Raw genomic sequence first — 22,001 nt, 5'->3', positions numbered from 1 at the left:
CCCATGGCACCGAGCAGCGCGAACCCCCCGGGACGGCTCCGGCGCGACGCGCAGCGCAACCGGGACCAGCTGCTCGCCGCCGCCCGCGAGATGTTCTCCCGGCACGGCCTCGACGTCCCGCTGGACCAGATCGCCAAGGAGGCCGGCGTCGGCAACGCCACCCTCTACCGGCACTTCCCGACCCGCGAGGCGCTGATCGCCGAGGTCTTCGCGGACGCCGGGACCGGACTCGCCGAAGCCGGGCGGGAGGCGCTCGCCGCCGAGGACGCCTGGACCGGCCTGGAGGGCTACTTCGAGCGGATCTTCGCCCTCGTCGCCGCCGACCGCGGCATCAACGACCTGGTCACCCAGGCCATCCCGGTCATCCCCGGCATGATCGAGATCAGCCGCGGGCACGCCGCCACCGTCGGCGCCCTGATCGCCCGCGCCCAGGAGCAGGGCACCATGCGGCGCGACGTGGTCACCATGGACCTGCTCTTCCTGCTCGGCCCGCTCTGCCGCGCCCTGCCCGCCGCCACCGAGCTGCGCCCCGACCTCTGGCGCCGGTACCTCGCCCTGCTGCTGGACGGCTTCCGCGCGCGGGCCGCCCACCCGCTGCCGGTCCCGCCGATCGGCGAGGAGCACCTGGACCGGATGTTCGCGGACCTGTGGGAGGCCGGGGCCCCGGAGGCCTGACCGCCCCCGCCCTTCCCCCGCCTCCCCTGCCCTCCTGTCGGCATCAGGGACGCGTACGGAACGCCGGGTGGGGCGTCAGGACCGTGTCAACGGGTGCGGGCGGGCTCGGGTGCGCCGGTTAGCTGGGGTGATCCGCCCGGGGGCGGCGGCGCGGACGGAGAGGCGGGGCGGGCGATGACGGACACGGGTGCGGGCGACGGCCGGATCGTGGTCGGCGTCAGCGGGTCGCTCGGCAGCCTCGCGGCCCTGCACCACGCGGTGGCCGAGGCCCGGCGGACGGACGCCGAGGTGCTCGCGGTGCTGTGCTGGACCCCGCCGGGGGAGGAGCTCGGCTACCGCCGCTCGGTCTGCCCGCCGGTGGTGGGCGCCGGCCGGGACGCGGCCGTCACCCGGCTGCGGCAGGCGCTCGACGAGGCCTTCGCCGGGCGGTACGCCGGAGCCCGGCTGCGCTGCCAGGCCGTGCGCGGCGAGACCGCCCACACGCTGCTGCGCTGCGCGGACCGGCCGGGCGACGTCCTGGTGCTCGGCGCCGGACGGGAGCGGGGCTGCCTCTCCCGGCTGATCCGGCCGTCCGTCACCGCCTACTGCGTCCGGCACGCGGCCTGCCCGGTGCTCACCGTGCCGCGCCCGCCCCTCCAGCGGGACCTGGAGGCGCTGGAGCGCGGCTACGGCCTGCGGGACCTGGTGGCGGGCAACTAGGCAGTCAACTGGCCTGCAGAGTAGAGGCGTTGGGCGGCGCCCGTCCCTATCGGAGCCCGGCCGCCCGGGCGAGGAGTGCGGCGGTCCGCCGGCCGGCCGCCAGGGTGGCGGGGTCGGTGGCGGGCAGGCAACGGTCGGCCCCGGGGTCGTAGGTGGTCATCACCACGCCGGCGTGGTCGGTGGGGAGTTCGAGCAGTTCGGCGGTCGGCACGACCGCGTGCAGCTGATGGGTCAGCCAGCCGGGTACCACCTCGTCCGTGGTGCCCAGCACCAGCAGGACCGGCACCGGGGACGGGCCCGCCGCCAGGTGGTCGAGCGGGACGTCCCCGGTGGTGGCCGCCGGGCGGCCGTACGCGGAGGCGATGCCGACGGCGGCGGTGGGGCGCAGCTCGGCCGGGGTGTCCGGGTGGGTGGCCACCGCCACGGCCTCCCGGCCGCCGAGCGACCAGCCGGCGAGCACGAAGCGGTCCGGATCCCCGCCGTACGCCGCCGCGTTGCGCCGGGCGAAGGCCAGCGAGGCGAGCAGGTCGGCGCGGCCGCCGTCCGCCCGGTCGGAGCGCCAGTCCGGGACGAGGACCAGCAGGCCGAGTCCGGCGGCCTCCTGGGCGAGGGTGTGCAGCACGTCGCGCTCGTCGGGGCCCGAGCCGTGCCAGAGCAGGACGACGGGGGCGGGCCCGGAGTCGGTGGCGGCGGGGCGGTGGACGTCCAACAGGCGTCCGTCCGCGTACGGAACGGCCTCCGGTCGCGCGGTCGTCATGCCGGGTTCGCCTCCGATTCGATGGGTGGTCACGGAGCTGCTACTGTACTTCCTGTCGCGAGGGAGATGATCTCTCGTCAGGCGTCAGCGGTGCTACCAGAGCACGTCCTACTTTCAGTAGGAAGAGTCCGTGCGATCCGGGCCTGGCGCTCCACGGTTCGGACGGGGTCCGGCACCTTCACGGGTGCCGGACCCCGTCCGCGTTTCCGTCCGCGTTTCCGCCCGCGGGGAGCGGGAGTTCAGGACGGCTGGCGGTCGGAGCCCAGTTCGCGGGAGATCCGCAGGCCGGCCTGGGCGACGACCGGGCCGAGGGCGCGGACCCGGGCGGCCGTCATCCGGGAGGTGAGGCCGGAGACGGACAGGGCCGCCGTGACCTCGCCGGTGTGGTCGAAGATCGGCGCGGCCACGCAGCGCACCTCGGGTTCGTTCTCCCGGTCGTCGATCGAGTAGCCGCGGGCGCGGATCCGGGCGAGGTCGGCGCGCAGCCGGGTCTCGTCCGCGATGGTCCAGGCGGTGACCGGGCGCAGGCCGGCCGCGACCACCTCGGTGACCGCCTCCTCGGGCAGCCAGGCGAGGATCGCCTTTCCGGTGGCGGTGCAGTAGGCGGGCGCCCGGCTGCCGACCCGGGAGGCCATCCGGACGTTGGTCTCGTCCTCGACCTTGTCCAGGTAGACGATCCCGGGTGCCTGCCAGACGGTCAGGTGGACGGTCTCGCCGGCCTCGCGCTGGAGCCGGCGCAGGTGTTCGGCGGCGACGCTGCGCAGGTCGAGGGTGGTCAGGTAGGCCTGGCCGAGCCGGAGCGAGCCGTGGCCCAGGCGGAACCAGCCGGTCTCGCGGTCCCGTTCGAGCAGGTGCTCGTCGAGCAGCGGGCCGGCCAGCCGGAGCACGGTGCTCTTGTTGAGGCCCAGGGCGTTGGCGAGTTGGGCGAGCGGCACGCCGCGCCCGTCGCCGTGGTCGCGGACGTGGCCGAGGACGGCGAGTGCGCGGCGCAGCGAGGAGGACTGGTTGCGCTCGGTCGTGGGCTTCGACGCGGGCGCGGCCGTCGTCGTGGGCTGCTGGGGCGACGTCTCCGTCATGGGTCCGTTCCCTGGTCCGGGTTCTGCTGGCGTGGCCCCCGCACGTCGGCGGGGGTGGTCAGAACGTACCCCTTCGGGCCCGGGTCGGCGCATCCTCGATACAACGTTGTGCAGTGCAAAACTTCGTGAACCACCTCTTGTTGGGCCCGATCGCCCACGCCTAACGTCCCTGCCATCGAGCAGGCGGCGTCGCCCACCCGAGGCGCTGCGCCCTGCCGTCACCCCCACCACTTCACCCACCATCGGCCCCGGTCAGGGCCTGCTTCGACGCGCCCGTCCCCCGGCGGGGAGCGTCTCGGCGGCAGCTGTCGGGAGGGGAGGTCTCCACCCATGCGACTCACCAGTCGGGCCGTCGCGCTCGCCGCCTGCTGCCTCGCCGCCACCGCCTGCGCCCCGGGCACCGCGGCGCCGGCCGGCGGCAAGGCCGACGACCGCACCGGCACCCTCCAGGTGTGGCTGTACAACGAGGCGGGCAACGCGGCCAAGGAGGCCGTGGTGGCCAAGGCCGTCAACGAGTTCCAGGCCTCCCACCAGGGCGTCACGGTGAAGGTCGGCTACATCGACACCGACGCCTCGGCCCGCGCGGCCAAGATGAAGGGCGCCTTCAACGACCCCAACAGCGCCCCCGACCTGGTCGAGTTCGGCAACACCGACCTGCCCGGCTACGTCGCTGCCGGCGGACTGGCCGAGATCGGCGCCGAGTTGGACACGTGGCAGTCCAAGGGCGACCTCGACCCGGCGATCGCGGGGACGGCGGTGGTCGACGGCAAGACCTACGGCCTGCCGTGGTGGGTCGGCGTGCGCGCCCTGTACTACCGCACCGACCTGTTCACCGAGGCCGGTCTCAACCCGCCCGCCTCGTACGCCGAACTGGTCGCGGCCGGTGCGAAGATCCACGCCGCGCACCCGGACACCTTCGGCATCGCGGTCGGCGGCAAGTACACCTTCGGCGCGCTGCCCTTCGTCTGGGACGCGGGCGGCGACATCGCGGCCAAGAACGGCACGGCCTTCAAGGCCGCCATCGACTCGCCCGCCGCGCAGGCCGGGATCAAGCGCTACACCGACCTGTTCGGCCCGGACGGCTGCCCCGCCCAGCAGTGCGCGGACCTGACCGGCGGCAAGACCGTCGACCTGTTCGCGGCCGGGAAGTCGGCGATGGCGATCCTGGTCAACTCCAACCGCGGCAAGGTGGAGGCGGGCGCGGTCAAGGGCAAGTACGGCGTGGTGCCGCTGCCCGGGGAGAAGGCCGGCTCGATCGCCCCCGCCTTCGCGGGCGGCAACAACCTCGGGGTGATGAAGGCGGCCAAGCACCGCACGCTGGCGGTGGAGTTCGCGAAGCTGCTGGCGAGCCCGGCCTACCAGGCGCAGATGTACGACGCGATGGGCAACCTGCCGACGCTCAAGTCGGTCAGCGCCGAGGTCGGGGCGAAGGACGCCTTCCTCAAGCCGTTCACCGACACCATCGCCGCCGGCACCCGCTTCGTGCCGCTGGACCAGGCGTGGGCGCAGATCGACGCCCAGGCGGTGATCCCGACCATGCTGCAGCAGGTGGTCACGGGCAAGGCGGACGTGGCCAAGGCCTCCGCCGACGCCGCGGCGCAGATCAATTCGGCCTTCGCCGCGCACTGACCCGCCGAGCAGAGAGCAGGTCCCGCACGTGTCCGCATCCACCACGACCGCCCCGTCGGCGCCGGCCTCCCCGCAGCGGCGCCGTGGGGGCAGGGCGCCGGCCGCACCCCCGGGCGGCCGGCGCCGCCGGCCCCCGCTGCTGCTGCTCCTGCCGGCCGCGGTCATCCTGGTCCCGCTGGTGGCCTACCCGATCTACCAGCTCGGGCTGTTGTCCGTGCTGGACTTCGGGCAGGCCCAGGCCTCCGGCGGTGTCCCGACCTCCTTCGTCGGCCTCGGCAACTACACGAAGATCCTGGAGGACGGCCAGTTCTGGACGGTGCTGGTGCAGACCGTCGGCTTCGCCGCCTTCTGCGTGGTCGCCACCCTGGCCGTCGGCGCGACCCTCGCGGTGCTGCTGACCAGGGTCGGCCGCTGGCCGCGGCTGGTGCTGACCACGGCGGCGATGGCCGCCTGGGCGGCGCCCGCGATGACCGGTTCGACGGTGTGGAGCTTCCTGTTCGACACCAACCTCGGGCTGGTCAACCACACCCTGGTGCGGCTCGGGCTGAGCGGCTTCCACGAGTTCAACTGGTTCTACGACAAGTGGACGGCGTTCCTGATCGTCGGCGCCGTGGTGGTGTGGCACTCCTACCCGTTCGTCATGGTCACCCTCTACGCGGGCATCCGGGCCATCCCGGAGGAGGTCATGGAGGCCGCCGCCCTGGACGGCGCCGGCACCTGGACCACCTTCCGCCGGATCACCGCGCCGATGCTGCGGCCGATCCTGACCATCGTGGTGATCCAGTCGGTGATCTGGGACTTCAAGGTCTTCACCCAGATCTACGTGATGACCGAGGGCGGCGGCATCGCCGGCCAGAACCTGGTGCTCAACGTGTACGCGTACCAGAAGGCCTTCGCCTCCTCGCAGTACGGGCTGGGCGCGGCGATCGGCGTGATCATGCTGCTGATCCTGGTGGTCCCGACGGTCCTGTACATCCGCAGCCTGCGACGGACGGGGAACGAGCTGTGAACGCCCTGCGCAACCCCCGCGGCCGGTGGCGGCTCGCGGCGAACAGTGGTGCCGTGGTGCTGGCGGTGGTCACCGCCTTCCCGATCTTCTGGATGGTGCTCTCGGCCTTCAAGCCCAAGGGCGAGGTGCAGTCGCTGGACCCGAGGCCGTGGACCGCCCACCCGACGCTGGACAGCTTCCGGCAGGTGCTCAGCGTGGACGGCTTCGGCCGGTACTTCGTCAACAGCCTGGTGGTCGCGCTGTCGGTGGTGGTGCTGTCGGCGGTGGTGGTCTTCCTGGCCGCCGTGGCGGTGACCCGGTTCAGGTTCCGGTTCCGCACCACGATCATGGTGATGTTCCTGATCGCCCAGATGATCCCGGTCGAGGCGCTGACCATCCCGCTGTTCTTCATGTTCCGCGACGCCGGCCGGTTCGCGCCGGGCGTCGGCCTGAACACCCTGGCCTCGCTGGTGCTGGTGCAGCTGGCGTTCTCGCTGCCGTTCGGGATCTGGATGATGCGCGGCTTCGTCGCGGCCGTGCCGGTCTCGATCGAGGAGGCCGCGCAGATCGACGGGGCGAGCCGGACCCGCATCCTGTGGCGGATCCTGCTGCCGCTGGTGGCCCCGGGTCTGGCCGCGACCAGCGTGTTCTCCTTCATCGCGGCGTGGAACGACTTCGTCTTCGCGAAGACCTTCATCATCAGCGCCAGCCAGAACCAGACGCTGCCCTCCGCACTGCTGGTGTTCTTCAAGCCGGACGAGAACGACTGGGGCGGGATCATGGCGGCGTCCACGCTGATGACGGTGCCGGTGCTGGTGTTCTTCATCGCGGTGCAGCGCAGGCTGGTGTCCGGGCTGGCCGGCGCGGTCAAGGACTGATGAGTGAGGGGGTGGCCCTCAGGCGACCCCGTACGGGCGGAACTGGATGCTGATCCGCGGGCCGACCGGGCGGGCGGTCTTCGGGATCGCGTGCTCCCAGGTGCGCTGGCAGGAGCCGCCCATCACCACCAGGTCCCCGTGGCCGAGCGGCCGGCGGACGACGGCGCCGCCGCCGTACCGGGGCCGCAGGGCGAGGACGCGAGGCTCGCCCACGGAGAGGATCGCCACCATGGTGTCCTCCCGGGCGCCGCGCCCGATCCGGTCGCCGTGCCAGGCCACGCTGTCCCGGCCGTCCCGGTAGTAGCAGAGCCCGAGGGTGCGGAAGGGCTCGCCCAGCTCCGCCGCGTAGTGCCGGCTCAGCGCCGTCCGGGCCAGGCCGAGGACGGGGTGCGGCGGTTCGGCGTCGGCGCCGTAGGAGGCGAGCAGCCGGGGGACGTCGACGGTGCGCTCGTACATCTCCCGCCGTTCGGCCCGCCAGGGGACGTCGGCGGCCAGCTGTTCGAACAGCCGGTCGGCGCCGTGCAGCCAGCCCGGCAGCACGTCCAGCCAGGCGCCGTCGCCGAGCAGCAGGCGCTGGACGCCGTCGAGCGGGCCGAGCCGGGGGTCGGCGGCTTCTTCGAACAGCGAGGGCTGGAGGTGGACGGTGCCGGGCATAGGGCCAGCGTACGCGGTGATTCGAACAGGCGCTCGAATTACCTGGACGGGGCCGGTCCGGGCGCCCAGTCGAGGCGATTGCAAGGCGATATTCAGTTAATGCCTTTGATTTGTAGGTCTGTGCGACGGTGTGGCAGCATAATCGCAGACACTGGATAGGCTTCACATCGGAAAGCGAAGGATCATGTCGGACGGCGCCCGCGTCATCGTCGGAGTCAGCGGTTCCCTGCACAGCCTGACCGCCCTGCACCGGGCGGCGGAGGAGGCCCGGGCCCGAGGGGCCGTCCTCGTCCCGGTGCTGGCCTGGACCCCGGTCGGCGGCGAGCGCAGCTACCGCGCCCGGCCCTGCCCGCCGCTGCTCCGCGCCTGGCAGGACGCCGCCGGGGCCCGGCTGGAGAGCGCCCTCGGCCAGGCCTTCGGCGGTCTGCCGATCGGCCTGCCGGTGCAGCCGCTGGTGATGCGCGGCGAGCCCGGCCCGGTGCTGACCGCACTGGCCGACCGGCCCGGCGACCTGCTGGTGATCAGCGCCGGCCGGCACGGCTCGCTGCGTGGCCGCCTGCGCCGACTGCTGCGCGGCTCGGTCGCCCGCCACTGCCTCGACCACGCGCGCGGCGGCGTGCTCGTCGTCCCGCCGTCCACCCTGCACGAGGACCTGCGCGCCCTGCACCGCGGCGACATCGACCTGCGGGAGCTCATCGCGGCCTGACGGCCCATCAACTGCCGTGCACGGTCGGGCCGTCATCCCCCGTGCACGGTTCGGCCCCCGATCACCGTACGGAGCGGCAGCAGCCCGCGCAGGTCCGCCGTCGGGCAGTGCAGCGGGTCGACCGGCCACAGCGTCAGGTCGGCGAGCGCCCCCGGCCGCAGGCTGCCCCGCTCGGCCTCCTCGCCGGTCAGCCGGGCGGCGTTCACGGTGTGCAGCGCGATCGCCTCGGCCCGTCCGATCGCATGCTCGGGGCCGACCACCCCGGCCGTGGTGCCGCGGGTCGTCATGCCCCACACCGACACCATCGCGCCGTACGGGCCGACCGGGAAGTCCGATCCGGCCGACAGCTGCGCTCCCTCGTCCAGCCACTCGCGCAGCGGGAACAGCGCGGCGGTGCGCTCCTCGCCCCAGGCCCGCTGCTGGGTGAGCGCGCCGTCGTGCAGCAGCGGGTGCTGCACCGTCACCGGGATGCCCAGCGCCACCGCCCGGGCCCGCTGGTCGGCCCGGGCCAGTCCGCCGTGCTCGACCACGAGCGTTCCCGGCGGCAGCCCCGGGTGGCGCTTCACCACCTGCTCGAAGACGTCCAGCAGCACCCGCAGCCCGCGGTCGCCCCAGGCGTGCACACCCACCCGCCAGCCGCGCCCGACCACCCGCTCCACCGCGGCGAGCAGCTCGGCCGGCTCCCAGAGCAGCCGCCCGTGGTAGCAGGGCTGCCCCTGGTACGGCTGCTCTAGGGCGCCCGCCTCGAAGCCGCCGTCGATGCCGAACTTGACGCCCCACAGCCGCAGTCGGGCGTCGTCCCGGCCGTCCGCGCGCCAGCCGTCCATCCGGTCGAGCAGGGCGTCCACCTGGGCGGGGGTGCGGGCCGCGAAGCCGGAGACCAGGGCCCGGACCCGGACGGCGAGCGCCCCCGCGGCCCGGGCCGCGTCCAGCACGTCGAGGTCCTCGACCGGGACGAGGCAGTCGCGCACCGTCCCGATCCCGGTGGCCGCGTAGTCGGCGGAGGCCGCGCGCAGCCCCTCGATCCGCTCGGCGAGGGTCGGCCGCGGCAGCACCCGCTCGACCGCCTCGACCGCCCGGTTGATCAGCCGGCCGGTCAGCCGCCCCCGCGCGTCCCGCTCGATCACCCCGCCGTCCGGGGCCTCGGTGGACTCGTCGATCCCGGCCAGCCGCAGCGCGGCCGAGTTGAGCACCATGTTGTAGGCGCCGCGGCGCACCAGCACCGGGTGGTCGGCGGTGACGGCGTCCAACTCGGCGGTGGTCGGCAGGCGTTGCTCGGCGAGCAGCACCTCCTGCCAGTTGACGGTGGTGGCGATCCACTCCCCGGCGGGGGTGCGGGCGGCCCGGTCGCGGATCAGCGCCAGGAAGCCGTCGAGGTCCCGGGCCCGGTGCACCGGGACGCCGTGGACGCTGTGCCCGGCCAGGATCAGGTGGGTGTGGGTGTCGTCGAAGGCGGGCAGCACGGTCGCGTCCGGGGCGTCCACCACCTCGGTGTCCGGCCCGACCAGGGCGTCCAGGCCGTTCGGTTCGGCGGCGAGGGCGGTGATCCGGCCGCCGGTGACGGCGACCGCCCGCTGCGGCGCCCCGCCCGGGACGAGGGTGTGCACGGCGGCGGCGCGGATCAGCAGATCGGCGGGGGGCGTGCTCGCGGCCGGGGCGGGGGTGCTGGTGGCCGGAGCGGGGGTGCGGTCCGGGGTGGGGGTGCGGTCCGGGGCGGTCATGGCAGCTCCTCGGGGTGGGACAGTCCGGTGACCTTCTCGACGTAGCGCAGGCTCGGCTCGGCGAACAGCCCGTGCACCTCGGTGAACACCGCGCGGGCCGGCACGGCGTTCCAGTGCTCGGGCAGCAGCGGCGCGGGCAGCCCGGGGTCGAGGTACGGCAGCCGGCGCCACTGGGTGAGCATCGGCACGTAGTCCCGGAAGGCCTCGACCGGGTCGATCCGCTCCCGTCCGCGCACCTGCTCGGCGACCGGCCGCCAGGCGTCGGTGAAGGCCGCGTACTGCGCCTCGATCGCCGGGAGGTCCCACCACGTCGCCACCGCCGTACGGAGTTCGGCGAAGCCGGCGTACTCGGCGGAGAGGAACAGGTGGACGTAGGCGCTCAGGCCGAGGCGCTCCAGCAGCCGGCGGGCGTCCGGCAGCAGCCGGGCGGGGGCCAGCCAGACGCCCGGGGCGGCGTTGCCGAAGCCGAGCCAGCTCAGCCGGGAGCGCAGCTGGTGGCGGTGGGCGCGTTCGGACTCCGGCACCGAGAAGACCGCCACCACCCAGCCGTCGGCGAGCTCGGCGGGCTCCAGGCTGTGGAAGATCCGGCGGTCGCCCTCGTCGAACACCGGGCCCATCGCCGGGGCCAGCCGGTAGCCGGTGCCCGAACGGCGCTCCTGGAGCAGGGTGCCGGCCTTCTTCAGGCGGGAGATGGCCGAGCGGACGGCCGGGCCGTCGACGTCCAGCTCGGCCATCAGCGCGATCAGGTCGGCGATCGATATCCAGCCGCCGAGGCGGCGGACGAACTCTCCGTAGACGGTGTTGATCAGGGAGCTGGGCCGGGTGGTGCTCTCCGGCATCTGCGGGCCCTCCTCCCCGACGGCTGGTGGTGATCATAGCGACGGCACCGCGGGTCGGGCGCGGGCCGGTGGCGGGTTGGTGCGGATCGGCCTCGGGGCGGGTGGGGGCCGGGCGTGACCGGGGCGTGGCTCAGGCGTACGCGCCGGAGAGCAGGTGCCCGGCGCCGGGGGCGACGGCGGGCAGGCCGAGCGCCCGGAGCAACTGGTGGGTGGTGCAGATCGCCGCCGAGACCACCGGCTTGCCGAGCTGCTGCTCGGCCTCCTCGACGGCGGACAGCGAGGGCATCTGCACGCAGGCGGAGAGCACCACCGCGTCCGCGTCTCCGTGCGCCAGGCCCTTGGCGATCCCGGGCAGCCGGGCCGGGTCGTGGGCGGCCACGTCGAGGTTGTCGGCGATCTCCAGCGCGACGTGGTCGAGCACCTCGATGCCCTCCCCGCCGAGGTAGTCGACCACCGTCGCGGCCAGCGGGCGCAGGTACGGGGTGACCATCGCGACCTTCCGCGCGCCGAGCGCCTGCAGCCCGGCGACCAGGGCGCCGGCGCTGGTCACCACGGGCGCGGGCGCGCCGTTCTCGACGGTGCGGCGGTGCAGCCGCTGCTCGGCCTCGCGGTGGTAGCCGGGGCCGGTGGCCATCACCGCGACCAGGCAGGCGTAGCCGATCACGTCGACCCGGGCGTCCGAGAGCTCGGCGGCGCAGCGGTCGGACTCGCCGTCCATGGCGCGCAGTTGCTCGGGGGTGACCCTGGTCATCCGCATCCGGCTGGAGTGGAAGGTGAACCGTTCCGGGGCGACCGCCTCGCGGGCCCGCAGCAGGGCCGGGACTTCGGTCTCCATGGTGACGTTGGAGCTCGGGACGATCTGGCCGATCCGGTAGGTGGTCATCTGCGCCGGACTCCTCTCAGCGGGCGTCGATCACGGGGTTGGCGAGGGTGCCGATCCGCTCGATGGTGGCCTCGACCAGGTCGCCGGGCTGCAGGAACTGCGGCGGGACCATGCCGGCGCCGACCCCGGAGGGGGAGCCGGTGGAGATGACGTCGCCGGGTTCCAGGGTCATCCCGGCGGAGATGTCGGCGATCAGCCGGGCGATGCCGAACAGCATGTGGCGGGTGTTGGAGTCCTGCCGCAGTTCGCCGTTGACCCGCAGCGAGAGGTCGAGCCGCTGCGGGTCGGGGATCTCGTCGGCGGTGACCACGACCGGGCCGAACGGCGCGTAGCTGTCCTGGCCCTTGGAGAAGAACCACTGCCCGCTGCGGCGCTGGTCGCGGGCGCTGATGTCGTTGACGATGCTGTAGCCGAACACGTGCCGCCAGGCGTCCGCCTCGCTCACCCGGAACGCGGGCTCGCCGATCACCACGGCGAGTTCGCACTCCCAGTCGAGCTGCTTGGTGAGGTCGGCGTTGTGCAGGATCGGTCCGCCGGGGCCGGTGACGGCGGTGGTGGGCTTGCCGAACAGCACCGGGCGGTCCGGGAGTTCGCGTTCGGTGTCCAGGGTGCGGTGGGACTCGGCCACGTGCTCCACGTAGTTGAGGCCGACCCCGACGATCTTGCCGGGGCGCAGCGGGGCGCACAGCGTGACCTCGGCGAGCGGCCGGGTGGCCGGCGCGCCGGCGGTCAGGGCGCGGGCGGTGGCCAGGGCCGGTTCGCCCGCCCGGATCAACCCCAGCAGGTCGGGCGGGAGTTCGGCCCCGGCGGCGGTGGCGAGGGCGGTCAGGTCGGCGACCCGGTCGCCGTCGGTGCGGGCGCCGAGCCGGGGGGTGGGGTCGCCGTCGGCGCGGAAGGTCAGCAGCTGCATCGGGTGGACTCCTGTTACGGGGCGGTGGGCTCGGGGGTGTCCTGGTGCCCGTCGTGGGCCGGGTGGGCCTCCTCGCGGTAGAGGCCGAGGGAGTGCATCACCGGGAAGTCGTTGAAGGAGAACAGGCAGGCGTCCTCGCCCTGGTCGAGGTTCTCGTGCTCGTGCCAGGCCCAGGACGGGACGACGAAGATGTCGCCCTGCTGCCACTCGAAGCGCTGCCCGGCGATCACCGAGACGCCTCGGCCCTTGGCGGCGGTGTAGACCACCGAGCCGGTGTGCCGGTGGGCGCGGGTGGCCTGGCCGGGGCGGAGCAGCTGGAGGTGGGCGGCCATGGTGGGCATCACCGAGCCGCCGGTGACCGGGTTGGTGTACTCCATGATCACGCCGTCGTACGGGGATCCCTCGGTGGCGCGGGCCAGTCGGCACAGCGCGTGGTAGCTGGGCTCCCAGGGCCAGCCGAGCAGCGGCGAGTACGGGCGGGTCCACTTCTCGACGCCGTACGGGAGCAGGTTGCCGCCGTAGCTGAGCAGGGAGGAGTTCGGGACCGGGCCGGGGCGCTGGTAGAGGTCCGGGTGGACTTCGTAGAAGTTGGCGTCCAGGGTGTTGACCAGCGGGATGTCCAGGCCGTCCTGCCAGATCACCGGGTTGTCCTCGGCCTCGTTGCCGTGCTCGTGCCAGGTGCTGTTGGGGGTGATCGCGAAGTCGCGCGGGCCCACCCGGAGCTTCTGGCCGTCGACGATCGTCCAGGCACCGGTGCCCTCGTGGACGAAACGCAGGGCGGAGGCCTGGTGGCGGTGCGCGGTCATCGCCTCGCCGGGGCCCATGATCTGCAGGCCGGTGTACAACAGGCCGACGGCGGCGCTGAGTTCGCGGCGCCCGGGGTTGACCAGCATCACCACCCGGCGGCCCGCGTCGTCGGCCTTCACCAGCGGGAGGGCCTTGCGGACCAGCGGGCGCAGGTCGGCGTAGCGCCAGAGCACCGGGACGGACTTCGGCTGCGGGTACCAGGGTTCGATCTCGTTCGCCACCGTCCACAGGGCGCCGGCCTCGTGCTTGCCCAACTCCTCGTAGTAGGCGAGCAGTTCGGGGCTGTCGTTGACGCGGGCCCGGCCGATCCGGCCGTCGTCGTAGGTGCCTTCGGTGCTCATGACTCCTCCTCGGGGAAGGTGAGTGGCCGCAGCGGGCGGTCGTCCACGTGCAGTCGGAAGACGTCGAAGCGGTTGTAGTGGCCGACGATGTCGTGCATCTGCTTGGGCTGGATGCAGCGGCCGAGGTCGATCTCGGCGTAGACGATGCCCTCCTCGTCGACCAGCGGTTCGGTGACCGCCCGGCCGTCCGGTCCGAAGATCCCGGACAACGCGCTGTGCGGGCGCGCGAGTTGGCTGCGCAGCCGGCGGTCGTCACCGGCGATCAGGTCGACCATCTCGGGCGACACGGTCGAGCAGGAGACCACGGTGAACAGCTTGCCCTCGAAGCAGTGGGCGGCGGCGCGCAGCGCGATCGCCTCCGCCATGTCGTAGTCCTCGGGGCCGACCGGCAGGGCGATGTAGGCGGCGGCGTGGACGAGTTCGCCCTGGGCCAGCAGGGTGAAGCGGGCCAGGGTGTTGGTGTTCTCCCCGCAGGCCAGGGCGCCGAGCGGGCCGACGGCGGTGCGGTGCACCTTCAACGAGCTGCCGTCGCCCTGGGTCCAGGTCAGCTTCTCGGCCCAGGTGGGTACCAGTTTGCGGTGCACGCCGAGGAGTTCGCCGTCCGAGCCGATGATCAGCAGGGTGTTGTACAGCACCCCGAGGCTGTGCCGGCCGCGCTCGTTGACGCCGATCACCAGCACCACCCCGGCCTGCCGGGCGGCCGAGCACAGGGCGTCCACGTACGGTCCGGGGACGTCCACCGCGGCGCGGTACAGCCGTTCGTACCAGGGGGAGCCCTGCACGGGGGTCATCGTCCAGTTCCAGTACGGGTAGCCGGGCACGAAGACCTCGGGGAAGACCACGAGTTCGGCGCCGCGGCCGGCCGCCTCCCGGATCAGGGCGACGGCCTTGTCCACGGTGGCGGCCGGGTCCAGGTAGACCGGGGCGGCCTGGACGGCGGCGGCGGTGAAGCGCGGCAGGTCCATGCGTCCTCCTCACTGCCCGTCCGGAGCCGGCCGCCAGCGGCGGTGGACGGGCGGGGCGGCCTCCCGCAGCAGGTGCAGGCGCGGGGCGACCTTGTCGGCGCCCGGGCCCGGCGGCCTGCGGCGCCCGGCGAGCCAGGGCGCGGGCCAGGGGGCGCCCGGGCCGGTGTACGCCTGCTCGGCGGCGGCGTGCAGGGTCCAGAACGGGTCGTGCAACTGGGCCCGGCCGACCGCGACCAGGTCGGCGCGGCCCGCCAGCAGGACGGAGTTGGCGTCGTCGTGGCCGGAGATCGCGCCGACCGCGACGGTCGGCAGGCCGGTGGCGGCGCGGACCAGTTCGGCGAAGGGCGTCTGGAATCCGCGCCCGTACGGCGGCCGCTGGTGCGCCACCACCTCGCCGGTGGAGACGTCCACCGCGTCCGCCCCGGCCTCGCCCAGCGCCCGGCAGATCGCCACCGCCTCGTCCTCGGTGGTGCCGCCGGGGGCCCAGTCGGCGGCCGAGATCCGGACCAGCAGCGGCCGCCCGGCGGGCCAGACGGCGCGGACGGCGGACAGCACCTCGACCGGCAGCCGCAGCCGGTGGGCGAGCGGGCCGCCGTAGCCGTCGGTGCGGTGGTTGGTGAGCGGGGAGAGGAAGGCGGAGAGCAGGTGGCCGTGGCCGAACTGGAGCTCCAGCACGTCGAACCCGGCCCGGGCGGCGCGTTCGGCGGCGGCCGCGAAGTCGGCGGTGACGACGGCCAGGTGGACGTCGTTCGCCTCGTGCGGGACGGCGCTGCCGGAGTCCCAGGGCAGCGGTGAGGGGGCGAGCAGCGGCCAGCCGTCGACGAGCGGGCGGCCGATGCCGTCCGGTCCGGGCGCGGCGGTGGCGCCCCGGCGGCCGGCGTGGGTGAGCTGGAGGCCGACCGGGGTGTCGCTCACCGCCGCGACGGCGCGCCGCAGTTCCGCCCAGGCGCCCTCCTGGCGGTCGGTCCACAGCCCGGGGCAGCGGTCGGTGGCCCGGCCCTCGGGGCTGACCGCCGTCATCCCGGCGATCACCAGCCCGGCGCCGCCGAGCGCGTGGGCGGTCAGCTGGGCCCGGTCGAAGGCGCTGGGCAGCCCGTCGGGGGAGGTGAAGGTCGCCAGCGGGGGCACCACGATCCGGTTGCGCAGCTCCAGGGCGCCGAGTTTCAGCGGCCGGAACATCGGCGGCACCCCGGGGGAGCCGCCGGTGGCGGCGTCCACGGCGGCGGTGAACTCCGGGTCGCGGGCCCGCAGGTTGTCGTAGGTGACCCGGCGGCTTCGGGTGAGCAGGTCGAAGGCGAACCGGTCCGGGTCCCGCCCGGTGCGGCGCCCCACCGTCTCGAACCACTCCAGGCTGGCCTGCGCGGCCCGCTGGGTGGACTCCACCACCGGCCGCCGCTCGGCCTCGTAGGCGGCCAGCGCGCCGTCCGGGGTGGGCTGTTCGCTCAGCGCGGCGGCCAGGGCGAGGGCGTCCTCCAGGGCCAGCTTGGTGCCCGAGCCGATCGAGAAGTGCGCGGAGTGCGCGGCGTCGCCGAGCAGCACGGTGTTGCCGTGGCGCCAACTGGCGTTGCGGACGGTGGTGAAGCGGATCCAGCGGGAGGCGTTGGGGATCAGCCGGTGGCCGTCCAGGTGCCCGGCGAGCAGTTCCGCGCAGCGCTCCACGCTCGCCAGGTCGCTCTCGCCGCGCGCGAACTCCCGTGCGGCGAGGGCCTCGAAGCCCGCCCGGCGCCAGGCGTCCGCGGCGATCTCGACGATGAAGGTCGAGCGGGTGGCGCTGTACGGGTAGGCGTGCACCTGCACGGTGCCGAAGTCGAACTCCTCGACGATGAAGGTGAAGGCCTCGAAGACCTTGTCGGTGGCGAGCCAGATGTAGCGGCAGTGCCGCTCGTCCAGTTCGGTGCGGAACGCCTCCGGGCGGGCGGCCCGGGTGCCGGAGTGGATGCCGTCGGCGGCCACCACCAGGTCGTACTCGGCGGCGAGCCGGTCGGCCGGCGGGGCGGGCGTGCGGTAGCGCACGTCCACCGCCAGCTCGGCGCAGCGGTCCTGGAGGACGGCGCGCAGCCGGTTGCGGTCCAGGGCGGCGAAGCCGTGCCCGCCGCTGGTGCGGACCTGGCCGGCGTAGCGGATGTCGATGTCGCTCCAGCGGGCGAACTCGGCGCTGATCGCGGCGAAGACCTTCGGGTCGGCCTGGGCGATGCCGTCCAGGGTCTCGTCGGAGAACACCACGCCGAAGCCGAACGCGTCCTCCCGGCCGTCCCGTTCGAACACGGTGATCTCGCGGGCGGGGTCCAACTGCTTGGCCAGGGCGGCGAAGTAGAGCCCGCCGGGGCCGGCGCCGATCACCGCGATGCGGCGCGGCCCGCCGGGCGTCGGCTGCTGCGGCCCGCCCGTCGGCCGCTGCCCGCCCGTCTGCTGTCCGGCCGTCGACTGCTGCGGCCCGCCCGTCACGCGACCACCTCGGGCTGCTGCGGACCGGCCTCGGTGAGCGCCCGGCGGACCGGGTCGGGCCAGGGCTCGGCGCCCTTGACCCGCGGCGCGGCGTGCACCACCGACATCCGGCCGCTGGCGGCCAGCCCCTGCGGGCCGTGCACCTCGAATGCGTAGTGCAGCGAGGAGCCGCCGACCCGGACGACCCGCAGCTCGGTGCGGACCACGTCCCCGAACCAGAGACGCTCCCGGTAGTCGGCCTCGAAGTGCACCCGGGGGATCCGTCCGAACAGCTCGGCCAGGCCGAGCCGGCGCAGCAGCGCCGCCTCGGCGGCCTCGGCCCAGCGCTGGACGGCGGAGAAGTGGTAGTGCCCGGCGGCGTCGGTGTCCGACCACTCGACCCGGCGCTCGATGGTGATGGCGGCCGGGGCGGGCTCCGGCTCGGATCGGTGTGTCACGGCGGCCCTTCTGCGCAGCTCGGCGCGGAGCAGCTTGCCGGTCGCGGTGCGCGGCAGCTCGGGGACGAACTCGACGGCGCGCGGGTACTTGTACGGCGCGATGGTGCGTTTGACGTGCTCCTGGAGCTCCTTGACGGTCCCGGCGCCGGCCGGGGTGCCCCCGGTCAGCACCACGTACGCCTTGACCACCGTGCCGCGCCGTTCGTCCGGCGCGGCCACCACGGCGCAGTCGGCGACCGCGGGGTGGGCGGCCAGGGCCTGTTCCACCTCGGGGCCGGCGATGTTGTACCCCGCCGAGACGATCATGTCGTCGTTGCGGGCCTGGTACCGGAAGTAGCCGTCCCGGTCGCGGAGGTAGGTGTCGCCGGTGAGGTTCCAGCCGCCGCGGACGTACTCGCGCTGGCGCTCGTCGTCCAGGTAGCGGCAGCCGGTGGGGCCCTTGACGGCGAGCAGTCCGGGTTGGCCGTCCGGCACCGGGTTGCCCTGCCGGTCGAGTATCGCCGCCCGGTAGCCGGGGACGGGGCGGCCGGTGGCGCCGGGCCGGGCGTCGTCGTCGGCGGCCGAGATGAACACGTGCAGCAGCTCGGTGGCGCCGATCCCGTCGATCAGCCGTCGGCCGGTGGCGGCGTGGAAGGCCTCCCACACGGCGGCGGGCAGCGGCTCGCCGGCCGACACGCAGCGCCGTACGCCGGACAGCCGGTCGGCGAGCCCGGCGGCCAGGATCGCCCGGTAGGCGGTGGGCGCGGTGAACAGCACGCTCACCCCGTGCCGGGCGACCTCCTCGGCGAGCTGTTCGGGGGTGGCCCGCTCCAGCAGCAGGCTGGCGGCGCCGGCCCGCAGCGGGAAGACCAGCAGGCCGCCGAGGCCGAAGGTGAAGCCGAACGGCGGGGTGCCGGTGAAGAGGTCGTCGGGGGTGGGGCGGAGCAGGTGGCGGGAGAAGGTGTCGGCGTTGGCCAGCACGTCCCGGTGGAAGTGCAGGGTGGCCTTGGGCCGGCCGGTGGTGCCGGAGGTGAAGGCGATCAGCGCGACGTCGTCGGCGGCGGTCGGTACGGCGGTGAAGCCGGGCCGCTGGGTGGCACTGCGGGCGGTGAGGTCCTCGGGGCCGGGGCCGCCGAAGGAGAGGACCCGCAGCCCGGGGGCGTCGGCGAGGTCGAGCTCGGTGCGGAAGCGGTGGTCGCACAGGGCGAGGGTGGGGCGGGCGATCCGGGCCAGTTCGGTCAGCTCGGCCGCCCGGAGCAGCGGCACGGTGGTGACGACCACCCCGCCGGCTTTCAGGACCCCGAGCCAACAGGCGGCCAGCCAGGGGGTGTTGGGGCCGCGCAGCAGGACGCGGTTGCCGGGGACCAGGCCCAGTTCCTCGGTGAGCAGGCGGGCTGTCCGGTCGGCGTGGTCGCGCAGTTCGCCGTAGCTCCACCGGGTGGTGGGGGTGAGCAGGCAGCGGCGGTCGGGGCCCAGGCGGGCGATGGTGTCGTCGAGCAGGGCGGACGCGCAGTTCAGTCGGTCGGGGTAGGCCAACTCCGGGAGTTCGAAGAGGAGTTCTGGCCACTGGTCGAAGGGCGGGAGATGGTCTCGGCAGAACGTGTCCATGTGCGCCGAGGGGGAGAGCTCCATGGGCGGCACCTCGTCGGGCGAGCGGGAGTGAAGCCAGTATGGCGCGCTCGTGACGCCAGTCAAGAGAGCGATACATGCATTCGGGCGACGGGGGCGGTCGGCGCAGGTCAGGGGCGGGGCGGGGCGAGCGGAACGCCCCGCCGGCCGGTGGGGCCTGCGGGGCGCAGGGGAGCTGCGGTGCGGGTGGGGTTCCCGGGGTGGCTGTGCCTCGTTGGGCGGCCGGGTTTGCCGGGTTTGCCGGGTTTGCCGGGTGGCCGGGCTTGCCGGGGCGGCCGGGGAGCGTCGGCGTTCAGCCCCCGGTGGCGTGGAAGACGGCGTCCGGGGTCCGGCCGTCCTCGGCCTGCCGGGCGCGCTCGGCGAGCATCCGGGCGAACGGGGTGAGCCCGGGCAGTGCCACCGCGGCCCCCGGCCCGGCGTAGTGCACGTAGAGCAGCGTCGAGTCGACCCGGACCACCGTCTCCGCCGTCGAGTCGCCCCGGGTGCGGGCGGCGCTCCGGTCGCCGACCGTCTGGACGGCCGCCGGGGCCGCGTCGCCCCGGGCGTCGAGGAGGTCGAGCCGGGTGTCGAAGGCCCGGCCGGCCGCCTCGGCGGAGCTGAAGGTGACCACGGTGAACTGCACGGACGGCAGCGGCGCGGCACTGAACGACACCGTCGCATAGGCGAGTTGCTGGTCGCAGGCGCCCGGGAGCAGACAGGGCGCGCCCGGCCCGCTGCCCGTCCCCGAACGCGGCGCCCCCTGCTGCTGCCAGCCGCCCGGCATCGCGGCGGCGTCCGGCAGCACGCCCTGCACCCGCGCGGGATCGCGGATGGTCCGGGCGGCGTGGGCGAAGTCGGGCCCGGTGGGTTGCAGCAGCGGGCGCGAGCCGAGGTTGATCCCGAGTGCGACCAGCGCGGCGATCAGGACCAGGGCCAGGACGGTGAGGACGGCGACGTTGCCGCGCCGGGCCGCCAGGGCCCGGGCGGCGCCGGCGGCCGCCGGGTCGACCCTCAGCTGGACGGTGCTCGAGCCGCCGGCCGGGGCGTCCGGGTCCGCCCCCGGCCGGACGGTGCGAGGCTCCGGTTCCGCGTCCGGCCCCCCGGTGCGCAGCTGGACGGTGCTCGGGCCGGTCCGCAGTTGGACCGTGCTGGGGCTCGCGTCCGTCCGCAGCTGGACGGTGTTTGGATCGGCCGTCCCGCCGAGGTCGGTGGTGGTCAGGTACTGCGCGAACCCCTGGTCGGTGGCGAGCAGCCGGGCGACGGCCGCGGCCAGTTCGGCCCGCGCCGCCGGATCGTCCGGGTCCGCCTCGATCGCCGACAGCGCCCGGGCCCCCTCGGGCGTCAGCCGCAACCGGGCCCGGACCACCTCGGCCACCGCCCGCCCCCGCCCGCCGGGCGTGCCCCGGGCCAGTCGCACCAGCGCCCCCACCACACCCGCCACCAGCCCGCGGCCGTCCCCCATGGCAACTCCCCCCGCCGTACGAGTCGTTGCCCCCAGGCTCCCGGACCGGCCGCCGGGGCGCACCCCCCTCCGGTTGAACGGAGACGCAACTGCAACCGCGCGCGGACCTGGCGGAGACCCGGCGGCCCACCGGTCCCGTCCGTCGCCGGTCCCGTCGGTCGCCGGTCCGGTCCGTCGCCGGTCCGGTCCGTCACCGGGTGGCCAGCTCCGCCATCACCGCTACCGGCAGCGCCGGGTTGGCGGCCGCGGCCTCGGCGGTGCGGTGGTCCGCGGAGGCCAGGCAGGCGGTCAGCGCGGCGGGGGAGGCGTTCGGGTGGGCGGCGAGGGTCCGCAGGGCCTTGACGGGGGTGGGCGGGGTGGTGGCGATGCGGTCGAGCAGTGCGGTGGTGGTACCCGGGTTCCTGGTCACGGCGGTGGCCACCTTCGTGCCGAACCGGTCCAGCACGGTGGCCAGTTGGGCACCGCTGAGGCCCGGATGCGGGGCCACCGACTTGACCACGCTCGCGTCCGGGTCCGCGGCGAGCCGGTCCCGGAGGTCCGTCGGCAGGGCCCGGTGCTCGGCGACCAGCACGCGGACCCTGGGTTCGGGTACGGCGGCGAGGGCGCGGAGTTCGGCCGGAGTGGCGGCGGCGATCCGGGGAAGCAGGGTCGAGCCGATCCGGACGGCGGCCGCGAGCCGGGCGAGGAGGTCGAACGGGATGGCGGGGTTGTGGGCGAGCGAGCGCCGGACGTCGTAGCCGTCGTCCTCGGCGAGCCGGCTCATCAGTGCCGCGTCGATCCCCGGGTTCCGGGCCAGGTTGGAGCGGACCCAGGGGATCTCGTCCCCGGCCAGCCGGCGGTACGCCTCGGCGGGCAGCCCGGGGTGGGTGGCGAGCGCCTGCCGGATCATCATGTGGTCACCCACCAGGCGGGCGGCGGCCGACCCCGGGGTGGTCGGATGGGCCGCCGCCCGTTCGCGGACCATCACCTCGGGATCGTCCAGCAGGGCCGTGAGCAGTTCCGCGGGCGTGGCCTCGTTGGCCGCGGCCGCGCGTCGGACCTGCGCCGCCGGGTGCGCGGCCAGCCGTGCCAGCAGGTCCGGGCGCCCGGTGCAGTGTCCGAGAACGGCCACCACGTCGTCGGACTCGTCCACCGCGAGCAGGTCCGCGACCTCGTCCGGGAGCCCGACCGCGGAGGCGAGCCGTTCCCGCACCAGCTCGTCCGGGTCGCGGGCGAAAAGCCGGGCCCAGGCCGGGTCCCCGCGTCCTTCGTCCAGCAGGACGAGCGCGACCCGCGGCCGGGCGAGCGGGTCGACGTCCCCGACGGGCAACAGGCCGCGCTCGGCGAGCCGTACGGCGGCGTCCTCGAAGCGTTCGGCCAGCAGCCGGACCTGCCCCGGGTCGAGGTCCGGCCGTTCCGCGAGTGCGCACGCCAACTCCTCGTCCGCGGCGGGGAGTCGGTCGATCAGCTGCCCGAGCAGCTCGGGCGGCAGGGCGGGGTTGCGGGCGACGGCGTACAGCAGGGTGGGCATCCGCGCATTCTGCCCGCCGCCCGGTCGGGCCC

At 74.7% G+C, this 22,001-nt stretch carries 18 protein-coding genes and 2 pseudogenes; 6 read left to right on the top strand and 14 right to left on the bottom strand.

Features of this window, described 5'->3' with window-relative positions; genetic code table 11:
* Nucleotides 1–3 precede the first annotated feature (3 nt).
* A complete protein-coding gene (locus tag ACFXOZ_RS20505; protein WP_375885825.1) occupies nucleotides 4–675 on the top strand; it encodes a TetR/AcrR family transcriptional regulator in 672 nt (223 codons plus the stop codon).
* A gap of 174 nt (nucleotides 676–849) precedes the next feature.
* Nucleotides 850–1,374, top strand: a complete 525-nt coding sequence (locus ACFXOZ_RS20500) for a universal stress protein (RefSeq protein ID WP_375885827.1) — start codon at nucleotides 850–852, stop codon at nucleotides 1,372–1,374.
* Nucleotides 1,375–1,420: 46 nt separating this feature from the next.
* Here ACFXOZ_RS20500 and ACFXOZ_RS20495 read toward each other — a convergent pair whose 3' ends face one another.
* Together ACFXOZ_RS20495 and ACFXOZ_RS20490 are read right to left on the bottom strand one after the other, a co-directional pair.
* Entirely contained in the window at nucleotides 1,421–2,131 is a 711-nt protein-coding gene (locus ACFXOZ_RS20495) for an alpha/beta hydrolase (protein WP_380591840.1), read from the bottom strand.
* Between the two features lie 239 nt (nucleotides 2,132–2,370).
* Nucleotides 2,371–3,207 (bottom strand): IclR family transcriptional regulator, encoded by an 837-nt coding sequence (locus tag ACFXOZ_RS20490; protein ID WP_380591838.1) that lies wholly within the window; start codon nucleotides 3,205–3,207, stop codon nucleotides 2,371–2,373.
* Between the two features lie 330 nt (nucleotides 3,208–3,537).
* Here ACFXOZ_RS20490 and ACFXOZ_RS20485 point away from each other — a divergent pair, with 330 nt between their 5' ends.
* From ACFXOZ_RS20485 to ACFXOZ_RS20475, 3 genes are read left to right on the top strand one after another with little or no spacing between them, the layout of a single operon-like run.
* A complete protein-coding gene (locus tag ACFXOZ_RS20485) occupies nucleotides 3,538–4,836 on the top strand; it encodes an extracellular solute-binding protein (protein WP_380591836.1) in 1,299 nt (432 codons plus the stop codon).
* A 28-nt stretch (nucleotides 4,837–4,864) separates the two neighbouring features.
* A complete protein-coding gene (locus ACFXOZ_RS20480) occupies nucleotides 4,865–5,845 on the top strand; it encodes a carbohydrate ABC transporter permease (RefSeq protein ID WP_380526806.1) in 981 nt (326 codons plus the stop codon).
* A 5-nt stretch (nucleotides 5,846–5,850) separates the two neighbouring features.
* On the top strand, nucleotides 5,851–6,702 hold the full coding sequence (locus ACFXOZ_RS20475; protein ID WP_380396156.1) for a carbohydrate ABC transporter permease: 852 nt from the start codon (nucleotides 5,851–5,853) through the stop codon (nucleotides 6,700–6,702).
* 18 nt (nucleotides 6,703–6,720) lie between these two features.
* On the opposite strand, the gene ACFXOZ_RS20470 is transcribed toward ACFXOZ_RS20475, so the two are convergent.
* Nucleotides 6,721–7,356, bottom strand: coding sequence for an alpha-ketoglutarate-dependent dioxygenase AlkB (locus ACFXOZ_RS20470; RefSeq protein WP_380591834.1), 636 nt, complete (start codon nucleotides 7,354–7,356; stop codon nucleotides 6,721–6,723).
* 184 nt (nucleotides 7,357–7,540) lie between these two features.
* On the opposite strand from ACFXOZ_RS20470, the gene ACFXOZ_RS20465 reads away from it, so the two are divergent.
* On the top strand, nucleotides 7,541–8,062 hold the full coding sequence (locus tag ACFXOZ_RS20465) for a universal stress protein (RefSeq protein WP_375885836.1): 522 nt from the start codon (nucleotides 7,541–7,543) through the stop codon (nucleotides 8,060–8,062).
* 32 nt (nucleotides 8,063–8,094) lie between these two features.
* On the opposite strand, the gene ACFXOZ_RS20460 is transcribed toward ACFXOZ_RS20465, so the two are convergent.
* From ACFXOZ_RS20460 to ACFXOZ_RS20410, 11 genes and pseudogenes are all read right to left on the bottom strand, one after another.
* Nucleotides 8,095–9,783: an amidohydrolase gene (locus ACFXOZ_RS20460; RefSeq protein WP_380591832.1), complete on the bottom strand. Its 1,689-nt coding sequence runs from the start codon at nucleotides 9,781–9,783 to the stop codon at nucleotides 8,095–8,097.
* On the bottom strand, nucleotides 9,780–10,622 hold the full coding sequence (locus ACFXOZ_RS20455) for a PaaX family transcriptional regulator C-terminal domain-containing protein (RefSeq protein WP_375885840.1): 843 nt from the start codon (nucleotides 10,620–10,622) through the stop codon (nucleotides 9,780–9,782). The genes ACFXOZ_RS20460 and ACFXOZ_RS20455 overlap by 4 nt, the downstream gene beginning before the upstream one ends.
* Before the next feature lie 130 nt (nucleotides 10,623–10,752).
* Nucleotides 10,753–11,505 (bottom strand): Asp/Glu racemase, encoded by a 753-nt coding sequence (locus ACFXOZ_RS20450; protein WP_375885842.1) that lies wholly within the window; start codon nucleotides 11,503–11,505, stop codon nucleotides 10,753–10,755.
* 16 nt (nucleotides 11,506–11,521) lie between these two features.
* Entirely contained in the window at nucleotides 11,522–12,415 is an 894-nt protein-coding gene (locus ACFXOZ_RS20445; RefSeq protein WP_380591830.1) for a fumarylacetoacetate hydrolase family protein, read from the bottom strand.
* A 14-nt stretch (nucleotides 12,416–12,429) separates the two neighbouring features.
* Nucleotides 12,430–13,563, bottom strand: a complete 1,134-nt coding sequence (locus ACFXOZ_RS20440; protein WP_380591828.1) for a cupin domain-containing protein — start codon at nucleotides 13,561–13,563, stop codon at nucleotides 12,430–12,432.
* A complete protein-coding gene (locus ACFXOZ_RS20435; RefSeq protein ID WP_380591826.1) occupies nucleotides 13,560–14,528 on the bottom strand; it encodes a carbon-nitrogen hydrolase family protein in 969 nt (322 codons plus the stop codon). The genes ACFXOZ_RS20440 and ACFXOZ_RS20435 overlap by 4 nt, the downstream gene beginning before the upstream one ends.
* A 9-nt stretch (nucleotides 14,529–14,537) precedes the next feature.
* Nucleotides 14,538–16,973 carry an FAD-dependent monooxygenase gene (locus ACFXOZ_RS20430; protein WP_380591824.1) on the bottom strand — a complete coding sequence of 812 codons (2,436 nt, stop codon included), beginning with the start codon at nucleotides 16,971–16,973 and terminating at the stop codon, nucleotides 14,538–14,540.
* Nucleotides 16,970–17,314: pseudogene (locus ACFXOZ_RS20425) on the bottom strand (acyl-CoA thioesterase); the annotation flags it as partial. The gene ACFXOZ_RS20430 and the pseudogene ACFXOZ_RS20425, both read right to left, overlap by 4 nt.
* Before the next feature lie 99 nt (nucleotides 17,315–17,413).
* A pseudogene (locus ACFXOZ_RS20420) lies at nucleotides 17,414–19,021 on the bottom strand (AMP-binding protein); the annotation flags it as partial.
* 289 nt (nucleotides 19,022–19,310) lie between these two features.
* Nucleotides 19,311–20,459, bottom strand: a complete 1,149-nt coding sequence (locus ACFXOZ_RS20415) for a hypothetical protein (protein ID WP_380591822.1) — start codon at nucleotides 20,457–20,459, stop codon at nucleotides 19,311–19,313.
* A gap of 190 nt (nucleotides 20,460–20,649) precedes the next feature.
* Nucleotides 20,650–21,969: a hypothetical protein gene (locus tag ACFXOZ_RS20410; protein ID WP_380591820.1), complete on the bottom strand. Its 1,320-nt coding sequence runs from the start codon at nucleotides 21,967–21,969 to the stop codon at nucleotides 20,650–20,652.
* Between the last annotated feature and the right edge of the window lie 32 nt (nucleotides 21,970–22,001).

The organism is Kitasatospora sp. NPDC059160 (genome assembly GCF_042755465.1).
Taxonomy (GTDB): Bacteria; Actinomycetota; Actinomycetes; order Streptomycetales; family Streptomycetaceae; genus Kitasatospora.
This window is presented reverse-complemented; position numbering and strand designations above follow the sequence as displayed.

Excerpts from the sequence above, each read along its gene's own strand:
- ACFXOZ_RS20490 (WP_380591838.1), bottom strand. The coding sequence starts at position 3,207 with ATGACGGAGACGTCGCCCCAGCAGCCCACGACGACGGCCGCGCCCGCG.
- ACFXOZ_RS20495 (WP_380591840.1), bottom strand. The coding sequence starts at position 2,131 with ATGACGACCGCGCGACCGGAGGCCGTTCCGTACGCGGACGGACGCCTG.
- ACFXOZ_RS20450 (WP_375885842.1), bottom strand. The coding sequence starts at position 11,505 with ATGACCACCTACCGGATCGGCCAGATCGTCCCGAGCTCCAACGTCACC.
- ACFXOZ_RS20470 (WP_380591834.1), bottom strand. The coding sequence starts at position 7,356 with ATGCCCGGCACCGTCCACCTCCAGCCCTCGCTGTTCGAAGAAGCCGCC.
- ACFXOZ_RS20445 (WP_380591830.1), bottom strand. The coding sequence starts at position 12,415 with ATGCAGCTGCTGACCTTCCGCGCCGACGGCGACCCCACCCCCCGGCTC.
- ACFXOZ_RS20455 (WP_375885840.1), bottom strand. The coding sequence starts at position 10,622 with ATGCCGGAGAGCACCACCCGGCCCAGCTCCCTGATCAACACCGTCTAC.
- ACFXOZ_RS20500 (WP_375885827.1), top strand. The coding sequence starts at position 850 with ATGACGGACACGGGTGCGGGCGACGGCCGGATCGTGGTCGGCGTCAGC.
- ACFXOZ_RS20460 (WP_380591832.1), bottom strand. The coding sequence starts at position 9,783 with ATGACCGCCCCGGACCGCACCCCCACCCCGGACCGCACCCCCGCTCCG.
- ACFXOZ_RS20485 (WP_380591836.1), top strand. The coding sequence starts at position 3,538 with ATGCGACTCACCAGTCGGGCCGTCGCGCTCGCCGCCTGCTGCCTCGCC.
- ACFXOZ_RS20440 (WP_380591828.1), bottom strand. The coding sequence starts at position 13,563 with ATGAGCACCGAAGGCACCTACGACGACGGCCGGATCGGCCGGGCCCGC.
- ACFXOZ_RS20465 (WP_375885836.1), top strand. The coding sequence starts at position 7,541 with ATGTCGGACGGCGCCCGCGTCATCGTCGGAGTCAGCGGTTCCCTGCAC.
- ACFXOZ_RS20415 (WP_380591822.1), bottom strand. The coding sequence starts at position 20,459 with ATGGGGGACGGCCGCGGGCTGGTGGCGGGTGTGGTGGGGGCGCTGGTG.
- ACFXOZ_RS20410 (WP_380591820.1), bottom strand. The coding sequence starts at position 21,969 with ATGCCCACCCTGCTGTACGCCGTCGCCCGCAACCCCGCCCTGCCGCCC.
- ACFXOZ_RS20435 (WP_380591826.1), bottom strand. The coding sequence starts at position 14,528 with ATGGACCTGCCGCGCTTCACCGCCGCCGCCGTCCAGGCCGCCCCGGTC.
- ACFXOZ_RS20505 (WP_375885825.1), top strand. The coding sequence starts at position 4 with ATGGCACCGAGCAGCGCGAACCCCCCGGGACGGCTCCGGCGCGACGCG.